At 72.1% G+C, this 15,132-nt stretch carries 15 protein-coding genes and 1 tRNA gene; 6 read left to right on the forward strand and 10 right to left on the reverse strand.

Annotated features, from left to right (window positions below; translation table 11 throughout):
• Window positions 1-116 precede the first annotated feature (116 nt).
• Complete coding sequence (locus QFZ64_RS07845; RefSeq protein WP_307063724.1) at window positions 117-746, reverse strand: hypothetical protein; 630 nt, start codon at window positions 744-746, stop codon at window positions 117-119.
• Window positions 747-793: 47 nt separating this feature from the next.
• Here QFZ64_RS07845 and QFZ64_RS07850 point away from each other — a divergent pair, with 47 nt between their 5' ends.
• Complete coding sequence (locus QFZ64_RS07850) at window positions 794-982, forward strand: DUF5703 family protein (protein ID WP_040896034.1); 189 nt, start codon at window positions 794-796, stop codon at window positions 980-982.
• A gap of 144 nt (window positions 983-1,126) precedes the next feature.
• On the opposite strand, the gene QFZ64_RS07855 is transcribed toward QFZ64_RS07850, so the two are convergent.
• The 3 genes from QFZ64_RS07855 to QFZ64_RS07865 form a co-directional block, all read right to left on the reverse strand.
• On the reverse strand, window positions 1,127-1,972 hold the full coding sequence (locus tag QFZ64_RS07855) for a chaplin (protein WP_307063726.1): 846 nt from the start codon (window positions 1,970-1,972) through the stop codon (window positions 1,127-1,129).
• A gap of 124 nt (window positions 1,973-2,096) precedes the next feature.
• A complete protein-coding gene (gene chpH / locus QFZ64_RS07860) occupies window positions 2,097-2,330 on the reverse strand; it encodes a chaplin ChpH (protein ID WP_307063727.1) in 234 nt (77 codons plus the stop codon).
• A gap of 185 nt (window positions 2,331-2,515) precedes the next feature.
• On the reverse strand, window positions 2,516-3,856 hold the full coding sequence (locus QFZ64_RS07865; RefSeq protein ID WP_307063730.1) for a M20/M25/M40 family metallo-hydrolase: 1,341 nt from the start codon (window positions 3,854-3,856) through the stop codon (window positions 2,516-2,518).
• Window positions 3,857-4,193: 337 nt separating this feature from the next.
• Between QFZ64_RS07865 and QFZ64_RS07870 the strand changes: the two genes are divergently transcribed.
• Both QFZ64_RS07870 and QFZ64_RS07875 read left to right on the forward strand, forming a co-directional pair.
• Window positions 4,194-4,278: transfer RNA gene (locus QFZ64_RS07870), tRNA-Leu, on the forward strand.
• 65 nt (window positions 4,279-4,343) lie between these two features.
• Window positions 4,344-4,730, forward strand: coding sequence for a YchJ family protein (locus QFZ64_RS07875; protein ID WP_307063732.1), 387 nt, complete (start codon window positions 4,344-4,346; stop codon window positions 4,728-4,730).
• Between the two features lie 71 nt (window positions 4,731-4,801).
• Here the strand turns inward: QFZ64_RS07875 and QFZ64_RS07880 are convergent, their stop codons facing one another.
• A complete protein-coding gene (locus QFZ64_RS07880) occupies window positions 4,802-5,503 on the reverse strand; it encodes a FadR/GntR family transcriptional regulator (protein ID WP_307063734.1) in 702 nt (233 codons plus the stop codon).
• 130 nt (window positions 5,504-5,633) lie between these two features.
• On the opposite strand from QFZ64_RS07880, the gene QFZ64_RS07885 reads away from it, so the two are divergent.
• On the forward strand, window positions 5,634-6,152 hold the full coding sequence (locus QFZ64_RS07885; protein WP_307063736.1) for a gluconokinase: 519 nt from the start codon (window positions 5,634-5,636) through the stop codon (window positions 6,150-6,152).
• A 232-nt stretch (window positions 6,153-6,384) separates the two neighbouring features.
• The gene (locus QFZ64_RS07890; protein WP_307063738.1) at window positions 6,385-7,782 is read left to right on the forward strand and encodes a GntP family permease; all 1,398 of its coding nucleotides are present in this window, start codon (window positions 6,385-6,387) and stop codon (window positions 7,780-7,782) included.
• A gap of 183 nt (window positions 7,783-7,965) precedes the next feature.
• Here QFZ64_RS07890 and QFZ64_RS07895 read toward each other — a convergent pair whose 3' ends face one another.
• The 5 genes from QFZ64_RS07895 to QFZ64_RS07915 form a co-directional block, all read right to left on the reverse strand.
• Window positions 7,966-8,595 carry a cytochrome b/b6 domain-containing protein gene (locus QFZ64_RS07895; RefSeq protein WP_307063740.1) on the reverse strand — a complete coding sequence of 210 codons (630 nt, stop codon included), beginning with the start codon at window positions 8,593-8,595 and terminating at the stop codon, window positions 7,966-7,968.
• Complete coding sequence (locus QFZ64_RS07900; RefSeq protein ID WP_307063742.1) at window positions 8,579-9,340, reverse strand: molybdopterin-dependent oxidoreductase; 762 nt, start codon at window positions 9,338-9,340, stop codon at window positions 8,579-8,581. The genes QFZ64_RS07895 and QFZ64_RS07900 overlap by 17 nt, the downstream gene beginning before the upstream one ends.
• Window positions 9,341-9,438: 98 nt before the next feature.
• Complete coding sequence (locus QFZ64_RS07905) at window positions 9,439-11,028, reverse strand: APC family permease (protein ID WP_307063744.1); 1,590 nt, start codon at window positions 11,026-11,028, stop codon at window positions 9,439-9,441.
• Between the two features lie 119 nt (window positions 11,029-11,147).
• On the reverse strand, window positions 11,148-12,104 hold the full coding sequence (locus tag QFZ64_RS07910; RefSeq protein WP_307063746.1) for a hypothetical protein: 957 nt from the start codon (window positions 12,102-12,104) through the stop codon (window positions 11,148-11,150).
• 194 nt (window positions 12,105-12,298) lie between these two features.
• Window positions 12,299-13,954, reverse strand: coding sequence for an FAD-binding dehydrogenase (locus QFZ64_RS07915; RefSeq protein ID WP_307063748.1), 1,656 nt, complete (start codon window positions 13,952-13,954; stop codon window positions 12,299-12,301).
• Window positions 13,955-14,170: 216 nt separating this feature from the next.
• Between QFZ64_RS07915 and QFZ64_RS07920 the strand changes: the two genes are divergently transcribed.
• Window positions 14,171-15,097 carry a DMT family transporter gene (locus QFZ64_RS07920; protein ID WP_307063750.1) on the forward strand — a complete coding sequence of 309 codons (927 nt, stop codon included), beginning with the start codon at window positions 14,171-14,173 and terminating at the stop codon, window positions 15,095-15,097.
• The last annotated feature ends 35 nt before the right edge of the window (window positions 15,098-15,132 follow it).

Raw genomic sequence — 15,132 nt, forward strand, 5'->3', positions numbered from 1 at the left:
GCCCGCCGCCCCCTGCAAGGGGCGCTGTCGTCGCGCGCGGCGGAGCCGCGTATCGGCACAGCCCGGCCCCGACGTCCGCCCCGGGCCCCCTACGGGGACGCCGGGGCGGGCGGGGGTCAGGGGAGGGGGGCCGGGGCGGGGTCGTCGTCCGGGTCGTCGTCGAAGACCGCGCTGATGTCGAAGCGGCAGACGACATGGGCGGCATCGGCCTGGTCGAAGGGCGAATCGAGCCATTCGCCGGGCTCGGGCGGGTCGTCGGTGGCGGTGACCCACAGGGTGGAGTCGCCCTCCTCCAGGCCGAACTCCTTGTGCCGGGAGGCGATCTCGTCGGGTTCGTACTCGCCGAAGAGGACACCGAGCGCGCCGTGCACCGTGCCCGACACCTCGTCGACGGGCTCCTCGGCGGCCTCGATCCGTTGCGCCTGCGCGAGCAGCCGCCGTGGTTCGGCCACGACGTAGTCGCGGCGGATCAGCACGCTGAGGGCGTTGGGCTCCTCCGGGCCCGCGTACGGCGGCATGTCCTCGGTGCCGGGGATCTCGAAGGGCGTGACCTCGTCGTAGCGGTCGTAGAGGAGTTCGTCGTACTGCTCGGCCGCGGCGGCCAGTTCGTTGAACGCTTCGTAGACGGCCGGGTCGTCCTCACCCGACCTGCGTTCGACCGCGGCCAGATGGCGGTCGAGCGCGGTCTTGACCGCCTCGGCGGCGGCGCGTACCTCGGCAGCGGTGGGCTGCACTGCATCAGACATAGTGCAGACGCTATCCGTACCGGGCCCGTGCCCGCACAATAGATGCGATGCCGGAATACGAATTTGTCGACGTGTACGTGCCGCGCGGGGTCTCCCGCAAGGAGGCGACGCGTCTGCTGACGGACCATGCCGAGTACGGACACTGGGAGTTGCACCGTCTGAGCCTCATGCGGGACGGCAGCCGCAGGGTGCGGTTGCGCCGGCGGATCATCCGCCAGGTACGGGCCACGTGGTGAGCGGGGACGAGCGGCCTCGGGACGGACGGCGCCAGGACGGAGAACGGGCGGAACGCGGAGGGGACGGAGCGGCCGGGGCGGTCGGAGTGATCGGAGCGAGCACCGCTGTCGCGGGGCCCGCTCCGGTGTCCGTGCCGCGCGGTGTCAGCGCGCGCCCGCGCGGGACCGGCGGTAGAGCAGGGTGCCGCCCAGCAGTGCGGCGGCGCCGGCCGGGACCAGCAGACCGAGCGACTCACTGCCGGTGTGGGCGAGCTGCGCGTCGGCCACGGGCTGTGTGAGAGTGGACCGGGAGCCCGGGTGGTGGGCCTGCACCGCGCTGCCGCCGCCCGGCCGGGCCGGGGCGGGGGGCGTGAGGGCGGCGTCGCCGCCACCGGGCGTCGTGAGGTGGCCGTAGCCGGGCGGGGTGTGACGGTCCGGCGGGGCCGGGGTGTCGTGGCCGGGGGTGTTGACGCAGTCGTTGCCGGTGACCGGGTTGCCGAGGCCGCCGACGGTGACGTTGTTGCCGCAGACGTTCACGGGGACGTCGACGGGCACCTGGATGTGGTTGCCGGAGCCGACGCCGGGCGAGCCGCCGGTGTGCCCGTGGGCGCCGGAGCCACCGCCCGCGCCGTAGCCGCCGTCGCCACCGCCTGAGCGGTCGTCGTCGCCCGAGGCGCCGCGGTGACGTCCGTGGCCGCCGGCGTCTCCGTAGCCGCCGTGGTCGCCTCCGTGGTGTCCGCCGTGGCGGGCGCCGGTGTGGCTGCCGCCGCCCTGGTTGACGCAGGCGTTGCCGGCCGCCGGGTTGAGCAGTCCGATCACGTTCACGGTGTTGCCGCAGACGTTCACCGGCACGTTCACCGGCGCCTGCACCGAGTTGCCCGACAGCACGCCGGGAGAGTTCGACGCGGTGCCGTTGGCCGCCGAGTCGGCGTGGGCGTAGCCACCGGTGACGGCGAGTACGCCGGTCGCGGCGGCCACGGTCATCAGGCCCTTGCGGGTGACCTGTCGCATTGCTGATTCCTGCTTTCGACCTTGTCCTGGTCCTGGTTGGTGGGAGGAACCGGTCGGCCCCGGGGTGCGCGGCGCGCGCCCCGGGGCCGACGGGCTCAGACCCTCGTGGAACGGGGCCGCGACGTCACTCGTTGACGCAGGTGTTCCCGAAAGCCGGGTTGAGCAGCCCGATGACGGAGACGGTGTTGCCGCAGACGTTCACCGGAACGTGCACGGGCACCTGGATGACGTTGCCGGAGACGACACCCGGGGAGTGCACGGCGGCACCCTGCGCCCCGGAGTCGGCGACGGCCAGACCGGCACCCGCGAGAACCAGGCCGCTCGTGGCGGCGGCAGCGGCGACAACCTTCTTGATCATTAGTTCCTCCTCGTTCACAAACCCGTTGGCAAAAGCGATCCAGACCTCGGGTCGCGGTACCTGTAACGAGGAGGGCCCAATGAGGCTACGAGCTTATGGTCGCATTCACCCGTCCCGGTGATCTCCGTACGCGCACTCGATTCAAGGCTTGACTCAGGACCTGGAGACGCCGCGAAAGGGGGAGTTCAGGAGGCGTCCAGGAAGCGGTCGAGCACACGTACGCCGAACTGCAGCGCGTCCACCGGCACCCGCTCGTCGACGCCGTGGAACATGCCGGCGAAGTCCAGCTCCGGCGGCAGCTTGAGCGGGGCGAACCCGAAGCAGCGGATGCCGAGATCGTCGAAGGACTTGGCGTCGGTGCCGCCGGAGAGCATGTACGGCACCGCGCGGGCGATCGGGTCCTCGGCGACGAGCGCGGTCTGCATCGCCTCGACCAGCGCGCCGTCGAAGGTGGTCTCCACGGCCTTGTCGGCGTGCACGTCCTCGCGCCGCACGCGCGGGCCGAGGAGACGGTCGACATCGGCGAGGAACTCCTCCTCATGGCCCGGCAGGAACCGTCCGTCGACGTACGCGGTGGCCTGGCCGGGGATGACGTTGACCTTGTAACCGGCGCCGAGCTGGGTGGGGTTGGCGGTGTTGCGCAGGGTCGCGCCGATCAGCTTGGCGATGCCGCCGAGCCGGTTGATCGTCGTCTCCATGTCCTCGGGGTCGAGTTCGAGGCCGAGGGCGTCGCCGAGTTCGTCGAGGAAGTGCCGGGTGGTCTTGGTGACGCGGACCGGGAACTCGTGCCGGCCGAGCCGGGCGATCGCCTCGGACAGCTCGGTGATGGCGTTGTCCTTGTGGATCATCGAGCCGTGGCCGGCGGTGCCGTCCACCGTCAGCTTCATCCAGTGCATGCCCTTCTCGGCGGTCTCCACCAGGTAGAGCCGGAGCTGCTCGTTGACCGAGAAGGAGAAGCCGCCGACCTCGCCGATCGCCTCGGTGACGCCCTCGAAGAGGTCCGGGTGGTTGTCGACGAGGTGCCGGGCGCCCCAGGTGCCGCCGGCCTCCTCGTCGGCGAGGAAGGCCAGCACGATGTCGCGCGGCGGCCGGCGTCCGCTGCGCAGCCGGTCGCGGACGACCGCGAGGGTCATGGCGTCCATGTCCTTCATGTCCACCGCGCCTCTGCCCCACACGCATCCGTCGGCGATCTCGCCGGAGAACGGGTCGTGGGTCCAGTCCGCCGCGTTGGCCGGTACGACGTCGGTGTGGCCGTGGATCAGCAGCGCGGGGCGGGAGGGGTCCTCGCCCTGGATGCGGGCCACGGTGGAGGCCCGGCCCTTGTGCGACTCGATGATCCGCGGTTCGAGCCCGACCTCGGCGAGCTTCTCGGCGACGTACTCGGCCGCCTTCCGCTCGCCGGGGCCGGAGTGGTCGCCGTAGTTGCTGGTGTCGATCCGGATCAGATCCCGGCAGAGGTCGACGACCTCGTCCTCGCCCCTGACGGTCCCGGCCGTGCCCGTGTCGCTCACGCTGCTTCCTCCCATCGTCCCCGCCGCTGGGTCGCAGCCGTCGGGTGCCTGGTGCTGGTCCCTGCCATCCTGCCCCCGACCCGGGCCGGGCCCCAAGGCCGCGCCCGGCCCGTCACACGCCGTTCACCGGGAGCGACGGGGAGACGGCGACGGTGGGAGCGGGAGCGGGAGTGGGCGCGGACGCGGGGGCGACCGCGGGGCGGGGTGGGGCGTGATCGGAGGGTGCGGGTGGAAGGTGATCGGGGGCGATCGGGGATGATCCGGGGCTGGTCGGGGGGTGATCGGGGGCCTCGGAAAGTTTGGTAATGTTTCCTCTGTCGCCGCGGGGGAAACCCGGCGCGACAGACACCTTGTCCGGGTGGCGGAATGGCAGACGCGCTAGCTTGAGGTGCTAGTGCCCTTTATCGGGCGTGGGGGTTCAAGTCCCCCCTCGGACACCTTGCGGACCCCTGGTCGGCCTTCGGCCGCCGGGGGTCCTCTTCGTTTCCAGGAGGTTTCCTCGATGACCGACCGGTCCGGCGTGGACCCGTGCCCCTGCGGGAGCGGCGGGACGTACGCGGAGTGCTGTGAGCGGTACGTCTCCGGGGCGGTCGCGGCACCGACCGCCGAGGCGCTGATGCGTTCCCGCTACAGCGCCTTCGTGGTGTGCGACGAGGCGCATCTGCTGCGTACCTGGCACCCGCGGACCCGGCCGCCGCGCGTCGAGCCCGACCCGCGGACCCGGTGGACCGGCCTGGAGGTGCTGGGGGTGACGGGCGGCTCGGCCTTCCACACCACCGGGACCGTGACGTTCCGCGCCTCCTACCGGGGCGGGTCGCTGCACGAACGGAGCCGGTTCGAGCGGGTCGGCGGGGCCTGGGCGTACGTCGACGGGGACTTCCTCGGCTGACGGGGGACTTCCCTCGGCCGGTGAAGGGCATCCGCGGCCGACGGGGACTTCCTCGGCGGGGTCCCGCGCACCTACGGTGCCAGGATGTCCAGTTCGTGGAGTGCGCCGACGGTGATCTCCCGGGTGAGGTCCTCGGCCGCCCGGGCGTCACGCGCGCGAACCGCCTCGGCGAGGCGGACGTGCAGGGTGACCGCGGCCGGGTCGGGGTCCTCGAACATCACGTCGTGGTGGGTCCGGCCGGAGAGCACCTCCGCGACGACGTCGCCGAGGCGGGCGAACATCTCGTTCCCCGACGCGGTGAGGATGACGCGGTGGAAGGCCACGTCGTGCAGGAGGTAGCCCTCCAGCTGGTGGCCGCGCGAGGTGGCGACCATGCCCAGCGCGGAGTCGGTGAGCGCGGCGCACTGCCCGGCGGTGGCGTGCCGGGCGGCGAGGCCCGCGGCGACAGGTTCGATCGCGGAGCGCAGCACCGTGAGCGAGCGGAGCTGCCGAGGTCGGTCGGCGCCGGCCAGCCGCCAGCGGATGACCTGGGGGTCGTAGACGTTCCAGTCGTCCTTGGGGCGGACGGTGACGCCGACCCGGCGGCGGGACTCGACGAGGTGCATCGACTCCAGCACGCGGACGGCCTCGCGCATCACCGAACGGGACACCTCGAAGCGCTGGGCCAGTTCGTCGGTACGCAGCACGCTGCCCGGCGGATACTCGCCGGCGGTGATGGACGGTCCGAGAGTGTCCAGTACATGTCCGTGCAGTCCTCGGCCCCCAATGGTCATGGTCACAGCGTACGGGGGCGTTCGCAGCACACAAAAGTCAGACTTATTCATCACAGGGTCTTGAAAAAGTCGTACCTAATAGGTTTCAGTGTCGTCGACATCAGGTGTCGACGAAGACAGCGAGGCAGCGATGCACACCCCCCACGTCGTCGTGGTGATGGGCGTCTCGGGCACGGGAAAGACCACGATCGGTCCCCTGCTCGCGGCCCGGCTCGGCGTTCCGTACGCCGAGGGCGACGACTTCCATCCCCAGGCCAACATCGCCAAGATGTCGGCGGGTGTCCCCCTGGGGGACGCGGACCGGTGGCCGTGGCTGGACGCCATCGGCGCCTGGGCCCACGACCGGGCCGGACTCGGCGGGGTGGTGAGCTGTTCGGCGTTGAAACGGTCCTACCGCGACCGTCTGCGGGACGCCGCGCCCGATGTCGTGTTCGTGCACCTGTCGGGCGACCGGGCGCTCATCGAGGACCGGATGTCCCACCGTGAGGGGCACTTCATGCCGACCACGCTGCTGGACTCCCAGTTCGCCACCCTGCAGCCGCTGGGGGCGGACGAGGCGGGGGTCACGGTCAGCGTGACCGGGTCCCCGGAGGAGATCACGGAGCGGGCGTCGGCCGCGCTGGCCGAGGTCGAGGCGCCCTCGCACTGAGGCCCTCGGGGCCGTCGAGGCCCTTGTTGACGTTGAGGCCCTTGTTGCCGTCGAGGCCCTTCTCGCCGGGTCGGGTGAGGGTTCCGGCTCCACCAGGAGGGCGGATCCCTTCCATTCCTGGAGCACCACCCCGGCGCCACCGCTTCTCTCTCCCCTGGTTCCACTCCCCCTTCGGACCCACTCCCCTTCGGGTCCACCCCTGTTTCCCCACTCCCCAACGCAAGGGATCACCGTGACCGGTCTCAGAGTCGAGATGCTGGCAGCGGACACCGTCGAACCGATCACGTCGGCGGGCCACGCTCAACTCGGCATCGCCGTCCTGGCGGGCATCGCCGTCATTGTTCTGCTGATCACCAAGTTCAAACTGCACGCCTTTCTGTCCCTGACCATCGGTTCGCTCGCGCTCGGCGCGTTCGCCGGTGCCCCGCTCGACAAGGTCATCACCAGCTTCACCAGCGGTCTGGGTTCCACCGTCGCGGGTGTCGGCGTGCTGATCGCGCTGGGTGCGATCCTCGGCAAGCTGCTCGCGGACTCCGGCGGTGCCGACCAGGTCGTGGACACGATCCTGGCCAGGGCGAGCGGGCGTGCCATGCCGTGGGCGATGGTGCTGATCGCCTCCGTGGTCGGCCTGCCGCTCTTCTTCGAGGTCGGCATCGTGCTGCTGATCCCGGTGGTGCTGATGGTCGCCCGGCGCGGCAATTACAAGCTGATGCGGATCGGCATTCCGGCGCTGGCCGGCCTGTCCGTCATGCACGGTCTGGTGCCGCCGCACCCCGGGCCGCTGATCGCGATCGACGCGGTCAAGGCCAACCTGGGTGTCACGCTCGCGCTCGGCGTTCTCGTCGCCATCCCGACGGTGATCATCGCGGGTCCGGTGTTCTCGAAGTTCGCGGTCCGCTGGGCGGACGTGCCGGTGCCGGACCGGATGCTGCCGCCGCGTGCCTCGGAGGAGCTGGAGAAGCGTCCCGGGTTCGGCGCGACCATGTTCACGGTGCTGCTGCCGGTGGTGCTGATGCTGGCCAAGGCGCTGGTGGACATCGTCATCGACGACACCGACCAGACGGTGCAGCGGGTCTTCGACGTCGTCGGGTCGCCGCTGATCGCGCTGCTCGCGGCGGTGATCGTCGGGATCTTCACGCTGGGGCGGCCGGCCGGGTTCACGCGGGGTCGGATATCCGAGACCGTCGAGAAGGGGTTGATGCCGATCGCGGGCATCCTGCTGATCGTCGGTGCGGGTGGTGGCTTCAAGCAGACGCTGATCGACTGCGGTGTCGGGCAGATGATCCTGGAGATCTCCAAGGACTGGTCCATCCCGGCGCTGCTGCTGGCATGGCTGATCGCGGTGGCGATCCGGCTGGCGACGGGGTCGGCGACGGTGGCGACTGTTTCGGCGGCGGGGCTTGTGGCGCCGTTGGCGGCGGACATGTCGACGACGCACGCGGCGTTGCTGGTGCTGGCGATCGGGGCGGGGTCACTGTTCTTCAGCCATGTGAACGACGCGGGGTTCTGGCTGGTGAAGGAGTACTTCGGGTTGAGCGTCGGCCAGACGCTCAAGACGTGGTCCGTGATGGAGACGATCATCTCCGTCGTCGCGGGCGGGTTGGTGTTGTTGCTGTCGCTTGTGATTTAGCGAGGGTGTGTGCAGGGGGAGGAGGGTGGTGGGGGCGGGCCTGTGCGGGGGTGTCGCGCGAGGTTTTTCTCGCCCCCGCCGCCCCTGCCCTTCCCGTCCCGGGGGGCTGCGCCCCCTCACCCCCCCTCGCACGTGGGTTCACCCCTTGGGGCCCCCGCGTCCCGGCGGCGGGGGCCCGTATCGCTAGGGGCGCCAGAGGTCGTGTTGTCGGGCGGCCCATTCGGGGTCGACCGTGCCGGTGCGGAGGCCGGTTCTGGATTCCGGGTCGTTGAGGGCCATGCCGATGTGGCCGGCCAGGACCACGCCGAGTGTCAGGGCGAGCCAGTCGTGGACGAAGGTCGCGGACGTGCGCCACATCAGGGGGGTGAGGTGGGTGAACCACATCAGCAGGCCCGTGCCGAGCATCACCAGGGTCGCTCCGGCCAGCCAGGACGCGTAGATCTTCTGACCGGCGTTGAACTTGCCCGCCGGGCCCTTGCGCCGGCGCAGCGCCTCGCGCAGCCACGTCCTGTCGTGCGGGCCGAAGCGGTTGAGGCGGCCGAGGTCGGCGCGCAGGGCGCGGGAGGCGAGGCCCGCCAGCAGCGGGACGGGCAGCAGGAGTCCCGCCCATTCGTGGATCCGGACGACCAGTTCGCGCCTGCCGACGAGTTCGGCGAGTTCGGGCAGGTAGAGGCAGGCGGCCGTGGCGACGCAGACGCCCATCAGCGCGGCCGTCGCCCGGTGCACCCAGCGTTCGGCGCGGGTGAAGCGGCGGACCCGGGTGGAGGGCGGCGACGGTTGCGGCCGTGCGGTGGTGTCAGGTGGTGGGGGCATCGTCACGTCCGTTCGAGCGGCCGACCCAGCCGTCCACGTCGTAGCCCCGTTCCTCCCAGTAGCCGGGGTGCACCCGGTCGGTGACCTCGATTCCGGAGAGCCACTTGGCGGACTTGTAGAAGTACATGGGGGCGACGTAGAGGCGGACGGGGCCGCCGTGGTTGTGGCCGATCGGCTCGTCCTTCATGCGGTGGGCGACGAGGACGTCGGCGCGGCGGGCCTGGTCGAGGGTGAGGCTTTCGGTGTAGGCGCCGTCGAAGCAGGTGAAACGGACGGCCTTGGCGGAGGAGTGGACGCCCGCGGCGTCGAGCAGGTCGGAGAGCCGGACGCCCTCGAACGGCGTGTGCGGCACCCGCCAGCCGGTGACGCACTGCACGTCCCGCACGAGCCGGGTCTGCGGCAGGGCGCGCAGTGCGGGCAGCGTGTACGACGTCGGGTGGTCGACCAGGCCGCCCACGGTGAGGCGGTAGTTGCCGGCGTCCTTGTGCGGGACGGAGGAGGTCACCGAGTAGTAACGGAAGCCGCCGCCGTTGGGGAGCAGACCGGTCAGACCCGTGGGGTCCTTGCCGGAGACCCCGCCGAGGAAGGCTTCGAGGCCGCGTTGGAGCGGGGGCGCGGCGGCGACGCCGAGGGCGCCCAGGCCGAGGGTGGCGAGCAGCACGCGCCGCCCGACGGGGGTGCCGCCGCCCTCCTCGGATGCCGGGGTCTCCCGCCGGTCGGAGGGTTCGGGACGTAGAGGACTCACCCCTTGATTCGAGCACTGCTCACCCCTTCGGGGCCAGTGGATGACCGGTCCCGTAAGAAATTGGTCACCGGTTCGGGCAGGCGCGCGCCCCGCGCCGCCTACTCGTCGTCCGTCCGCCCGGCCGCCTTCTCCAGTTGGAACGCCTCGTTGCCGAGGCCGATGCGGGCGTGCGCCTCGGGGCTGCGGGTGCGGACGATCAGGCCCTGGACGACACCGGCCAGCGCGGCGACGGCGATGATCGAGGGCAGCGCCCAGCTCAGCGCGGAGCCGGGTCCGGAGCCGACCAGGACGTCGAAGTCCTTGACCGTGTAGCCGACGATCACCAGCAGCGCGGCGCCGGAGAGCGCGGAGGTCGCCAGGCGCCAGGCCTGGGCGCGGGCGGCTCCGCGGCGGGCGAAGAAGACGATCACCGAGAGGGAGGCGGCGACCATCAGCACCGTGACGCCGAGGGCGCCGACGCTGCCGCCCCAGGTGAACAGGTGCAGCACGGGCGCGGTGGGGTCGCCGTGCGGGTGGTCGTCCGCCACCGCGAAGCCCACCACGACCAGCAGCGACACCCCGGTCTGGAGCAGCGAGCCGGTGCCGGGGGCGCCGCCGGCGCCGGTGGTGCGGCCGAACGCGGCGGGCAGCAGCCTTTCGCGGCCCATCGCGAAGGCATAGCGGGCGACGACGTTGTGGAAGCTGAGCATCGCCGCGAACATGCCGGTGACGAACAGGACGTGCAGGACGTCGGTGAAGGTGGAGCCGAGGACGTCCTCGGTGAGGAAGAACAGCAGCCCCGCGCTCTGTTTCTGTGCCGTGGGAACGATCGCGGAGGGCCCGGCGGCGACGGTGAGCGCCCAGCAGCTGAGCGCGAAGAAGACGGCGACGAAGCCGACGGCGAGGAACATCACGCGTGGCACAAGAATGTGCGGGCGACTGGTCTCCTCGGCGTAGACGGGTGCCTGTTCGAAGCCGAGGAAGGCCGCGACGCAGAAGCACAGCGCGGTGCCGACACCGGCGCCGGTGAGGGTGTCGGGGTTGAAGGCGTGCAGGGACAGGCCCTCCTTGGCGGGGTCGCCGATGGCGGCCACGTCGAAGATGACGACGAGGGCGACCTCGATGACCAGCAGGACGCCGATCACGCGCGCGTTGAGGTCGATCTTGAGCCAGCCGAGCGCGCCGACCAGGAGGACGGCGGCCAGCGAGGGCATCCACCAGACGAGGTCGGTGTCGAGGTAGGTGGAGAAGAGCCCGGAGACCTCGAAGCCGAAGATGCCGTAGATCCCGACCTGCAGCGCGCTGTACGCGACGAGGGCGACCAGTGCCGCGGCGGCGCCCGCGGTGCCGCCGAGACCGCGGGAGATGTACGCGTAGAAGGCGCCGGCGTTGTGGACGTGGCGGCTCATCTCGGCGTAGCCGAGGGAGAACAGGGCCAGGACGAGGCCGAGGGCGACGAAGAGGAGCGGCTGGCCCTCGATGCCCATGACCCCGAACGTGGTGGGCATGACGCCGGCGACGACCATCAGGGGTGCGGTGGCGGCGAGGACCGACAGCAGCAGGCCCATGGTGCCCAGGCGGTCGGCCCGTAGGGCCCGTTCCTGGCCCTTGAAGGTGCTGATGCCGCCGCCGCGGCCCGGCCGGCGGGATCCGGCGCCCGCTCTGCTTCCGCTCGCGCTCTCGCTCGTGCTCGAACTGCCCGTCGTCATCGCGGGATCGTCTCCTCGGCTCGGTTCCGTGGTGCGTGCGGTGCGTACGTGCCGTGCGTGCGGTGCGTTGCGCAGGGTGCCGCGGTGCGTGTGGTGCTGCGGTGCGTGTGGTGCTGCGGTCATCCCCCGCCGAGCGCGCTGTCGCGGGCGGCGCGGAAGGCCTGGTGCGGGTCGCGGTCGGGGTAGGACCACGGGGCCGGTGTGGCGTGCTCGCCGATGCGGTGGAAGAGGGCGGCGGCCTCGGCGCCGCGCCCCTCGCAGAACTTGGCGTGGGCGAGGAAGTTGAGGTCGACGAGGCGGCGGGGGTGCTCGTCGTGCTCCCACTCCAGCCACCAGTCGAACGCGGCCTTCATCACCTGCCGGGCCCGGCGGCCGACCCAGTGCCCGGAGGCGACCGGGTCCGCGGGTTCCTGACCGGCGGCGGCCAGCACGCGGTACCGCTCGGCGTGCGCGACGACCGGGAGGATCGCCAACGGCGAGTCGGCGGGGGCCTGTTCGGCGGCCCAGTTGGCGAAGTCGTACACCTCGTGCAGCGGGTCCTGGCCGGCCTCGGCACGGCGTTCGGCGAGCCGGGCGACCATCAGGTGGTGGGCATGGTGGTGGTCGCGGTGGCGCAGCCGGATCTCGTCGAAGAGCCGGACGACGTCCTCCTCGGTGCCCAGGGTGCGTTCCAGCAGGAGCAGACCGAACCAGGAGGTGGGGTCCTCGGGATGGGCGGCGGCGACGGCGCGGCAGGCCTCGCGCGCCCGCTCGGGGCGCTCCTTGCCGACGAGCGCGCGGTGCACGAGGGCGAGGGCGAGCAGCAGCGCGGCGGCGGCCGACTCGGGCTCGGCGACCTGCCATTCCCGGGCCCAGGGCAGGGCGGCGGGAGCCTGGGCGAGGACGGTGACGCGATGGGCCCTGCGGTCCCAGTCGTCGCCGGTGGTGGCGAGCAGCGCACGCACGGCGGTCCACCGCCCCTGGGCGAGGGCGGTGCGGGCGGCGACGAGTTCGGTGTCGTCGAGTGCGGGGTCGAACGCGTGATGGTGGGCGCGTTTGCGGGTGCGTCCCAAAGGGGGCGGCGGGGGTGGGGACACCGCGGGGGTTCCTCACGGGTGCGGGTACGGGCGCGGACTGTCAGTATCTGATCACTGACAGCCAAGCGGGCGGCAACGGCCGGCGTCAAGAGTGGGTCCCGCGTTACACGCGTCAACGGTGGTGTGCGGGGCGGGAGTTGGTGGGGGCGGGCCGCCGCCCACCCCGCCGCGCGGCCCCCTGTGCGGGCCGCCGCTCACCCCACCGTGCGCGCCGCCGCGCGGCCCGCCGTGCGGCCGGAGAAGAGGCAGCCGCCCAGGAACGTGCCCTCCAGGGCGCGGTAGCCGTGGACGCCGCCGCCGCCGAAGCCGGCGGCCTCTCCGGCGGCGTAGAGGCCCGGGACCGGTTCGCCGCCGTCGGCCAGGACCCGCGAGGAGAGGTCGGTCTCCAGGCCGCCGAGCGTCTTGCGGGTGAGGATGTGCAGCTTGACGGCGATCAGCGGGCCCGCGGCGGGGTCGAGGATGCGGTGCAACGGAGCGGTGCGGATCAGCCGGTCGCCGACGAATCTGCGCGCCCCGCGGACCGCGGTCACCTGGAGGTCCTTGGTGTACGGGTTGGTGACCTCGCGGTCGCGCGCGACGATCTCGCGGCGCAGCTCCACCTCGTCGATGAGCGGCTCCTCGGTGAGCGCGTTCATGCGGCGCACCAGTGCGCCGAGGTCCTTCTCGACGACGAAGTCGGCACCGTGGTCCATGAACGCCCGCACCGGTCCCGGCACGTCCTGCCGCACACGCCCGAGCAGCTCGCGCACCGACTTCCCCGTCAGGTCGGGGTTCTGCTCGGAGCCGGAGAGGGCGAACTCCTTGCCGATGATCTTCTGGTCGAGGACGAACCACGTGTGGTCGTACCCGGTGCGCATGATGTGTTCGAGCGTGCCGAGGGTGTCGAAGCCGGGGAAGAGCGGCACCGGGAGCCGCCGGCCGCGCGCGTCGAGCCAGAGCGAGGAGGGGCCGGGCAGGATGCGGATGCCGTGCTTGTCCCAGACGGGGTTCCAGTTCTGGATGCCCTCGGTGTAGTGCCACATCCGGTCGCGGTTGATCACGCGGGCACCGGCCGCCTCGGCGATGCCGAGCATCTTGCCGTCGACGTGCGCGGGGACGCCGGAGATCATGTGCGCGGGCGGGGTGCCGAGCCGTTCGGGCCAGTGGGCGCGGACCAGGTCGAAGTTGCCGCCGATCCCGCCGGAGGTGACGATCACCGCCTGGGCCCGGAACTCGAAGGCGCCGGTGACGGTGCGGCTGCTGCCTTGTCCGCGCGGCACGTCCGAGGGTTCCAGCACCTCCCCGGTGACCGTGTCGAGGGCGCCGCCGGAGCGGGACAGCCCGGTGACCCGGTGGCGGAACGCGAGCCGCACGAGGCCGCGGGCGACGCCCTCCCGCACCCGGCGCTCGAACGGTTCGACCACCCCGGGCCCGGTCCCCCACGTGATGTGGAAGCGCGGTACCGAGTTGCCGTGCCCGATGGCGCCGTAACCGCCGCGCTCGGCCCAGTTCACGAGGGGGAAGAACCGTACGCCCTGCCGGCGCAGCCAGGCCCGCTTCTCCCCGGCCGCGAAGTCGACGTACGCCTCGGCCCAGCGGCGCGGCCAGTGGTCCTCCGGGCGGTCGAACGCGGCCGTGCCCATCCAGTCCTGGAGGGCGAGCGCGTGGCTGTCCCGGATCCGCAGGCGGCGCTGCTCGGGCGAGTCGACGAGGAACAGGCCGCCGAAGGACCAGAACGCCTGGCCGCCCATCGACTGCTCGGGCTCCTGGTCGAGGAGAAGGACCTTTCGGCCGGCGTCCACCAGTTCCGCCGTCGCCGCGAGACCGGCGAGGCCCGCCCCGATCACGATGACATCAGCGTCGTAGGCCATGCGCGCGTCCTCTCGTACCCGTCGTCGTACCGCACCGCCGGCCTTTGTTACCGACTGGTCAGATCCTTGGGTACGCGCGTGACCACGTCAACCGTCCGCAGGCCTGACCGACGAGCGCGTCACACCCGCCGCACTCGGGGGCGGGGCGCGGCGGGGGCCGCTACAGTCGGCGGGATACGCCTTCCGTGACCCCGCTGAGTTATCGAGGTACACAGCGTGTCGGTACTGGTCCTGGTTCTCTCGGTGAGCGCCGCCGTCTGTCTGGGCGTCGGGTTCGTGCTCCAGCAGAACGCCGCCCGGCAGGCACCGTTGAGCGACTTCCTCTCCCCGCGGCTGCTGCTCGACCTGATGCGGGTGCCGCGCTGGCTGGGCGGCATCGGATGCATGATCGTCGGCATGGTGCTGGGCGCGGTCGCGCTGTCCCGGGGCGAGGTGTCCCTGGTCGAGCCGCTGCTCGCCACGAACCTGCTGTTCGCGCTGGTCATGTCCCGGCACTGGCCGCGTACCGCGCAGGCCCGCCGACCGCTGGGCCGGCAGGGCTGGTCGGGGCTCGCGCTGCTGGCGGGGGGTGTCACCGCGTTCATCGTCGCGGGCCGGCCGAGCGGCGGGCAGGCCGTCGCCGATCCCGTGCGGCACTGGGCCATCGTCGGTTCGATGGCCGGACTGGCGCTGCTGCTGACGACGGCGGCGAAACGCTCCCGGATGAGCGCGGCGCCGGTGCTGCTCGCACTCGCCGCGGGGCTGCTGTACGGCATGCAGGACGCGCTGACCCGAGTGAGCGGGCAGCGGTTCGGCCATGGCGGCCCGACCGAACTGTTCACCGGCTGGCAGCCGTACGCCGTCGTGGTGTGCGGGGTGACGGGGCTGCTGCTGGTGCAGAGCGCGTTCGAGACGGCGTCGCTGCGGATGTCGCTCCCGGCGCTGACGGCGGCGGAGCCGCTGGCCGGGATCACCTGCGGGGTCGGCTTCCTCGGCGACCGCCTGCGCACAGATGTCGGCGCGCTGGCCTGGGAGGCGGCGGGTCTTGCGGCGATCGTCGTCGGCATCGTGCTGCTGGGTGCGCATCCGGCGATGCCGTGCGGAGCGGTTGTGCCGGGCCGTGAGACGGAGCCCGGCCATGACCGGGACCTGCAGGCGTACTGACGTACCGGCTTGCCGGGCGCGGTTCCCCGCACCCC

The organism is Streptomyces sp. B3I8 (assembly GCF_030816915.1).
In the GTDB taxonomy this organism is placed as follows: domain Bacteria; phylum Actinomycetota; class Actinomycetes; order Streptomycetales; family Streptomycetaceae; genus Streptomyces.

What these genes read in the sequence shown, in the direction of transcription:
- QFZ64_RS07875 (WP_307063732.1), top strand. Translation starts at nt 4,344, where the DNA reads ATGACCGACCGGTCCGGCGTGGACCCGTGCCCCTGCGGGAGCGGCGGG.
- QFZ64_RS07885 (WP_307063736.1), top strand. Translation starts at nt 5,634, where the DNA reads ATGCACACCCCCCACGTCGTCGTGGTGATGGGCGTCTCGGGCACGGGA.
- QFZ64_RS07895 (WP_307063740.1), bottom strand. Translation starts at nt 8,595, where the DNA reads ATGCCCCCACCACCTGACACCACCGCACGGCCGCAACCGTCGCCGCCC.
- chpH (WP_307063727.1), bottom strand. Translation starts at nt 2,330, where the DNA reads ATGATCAAGAAGGTTGTCGCCGCTGCCGCCGCCACGAGCGGCCTGGTT.
- QFZ64_RS07865 (WP_307063730.1), bottom strand. Translation starts at nt 3,856, where the DNA reads ATGGGAGGAAGCAGCGTGAGCGACACGGGCACGGCCGGGACCGTCAGG.
- QFZ64_RS07905 (WP_307063744.1), bottom strand. Translation starts at nt 11,028, where the DNA reads ATGACGACGGGCAGTTCGAGCACGAGCGAGAGCGCGAGCGGAAGCAGA.
- QFZ64_RS07915 (WP_307063748.1), bottom strand. Translation starts at nt 13,954, where the DNA reads ATGGCCTACGACGCTGATGTCATCGTGATCGGGGCGGGCCTCGCCGGT.
- QFZ64_RS07855 (WP_307063726.1), bottom strand. Translation starts at nt 1,972, where the DNA reads ATGCGACAGGTCACCCGCAAGGGCCTGATGACCGTGGCCGCCGCGACC.
- QFZ64_RS07850 (WP_040896034.1), top strand. Translation starts at nt 794, where the DNA reads ATGCCGGAATACGAATTTGTCGACGTGTACGTGCCGCGCGGGGTCTCC.
- QFZ64_RS07845 (WP_307063724.1), bottom strand. Translation starts at nt 746, where the DNA reads ATGTCTGATGCAGTGCAGCCCACCGCTGCCGAGGTACGCGCCGCCGCC.
- QFZ64_RS07880 (WP_307063734.1), bottom strand. Translation starts at nt 5,503, where the DNA reads ATGACCATTGGGGGCCGAGGACTGCACGGACATGTACTGGACACTCTC.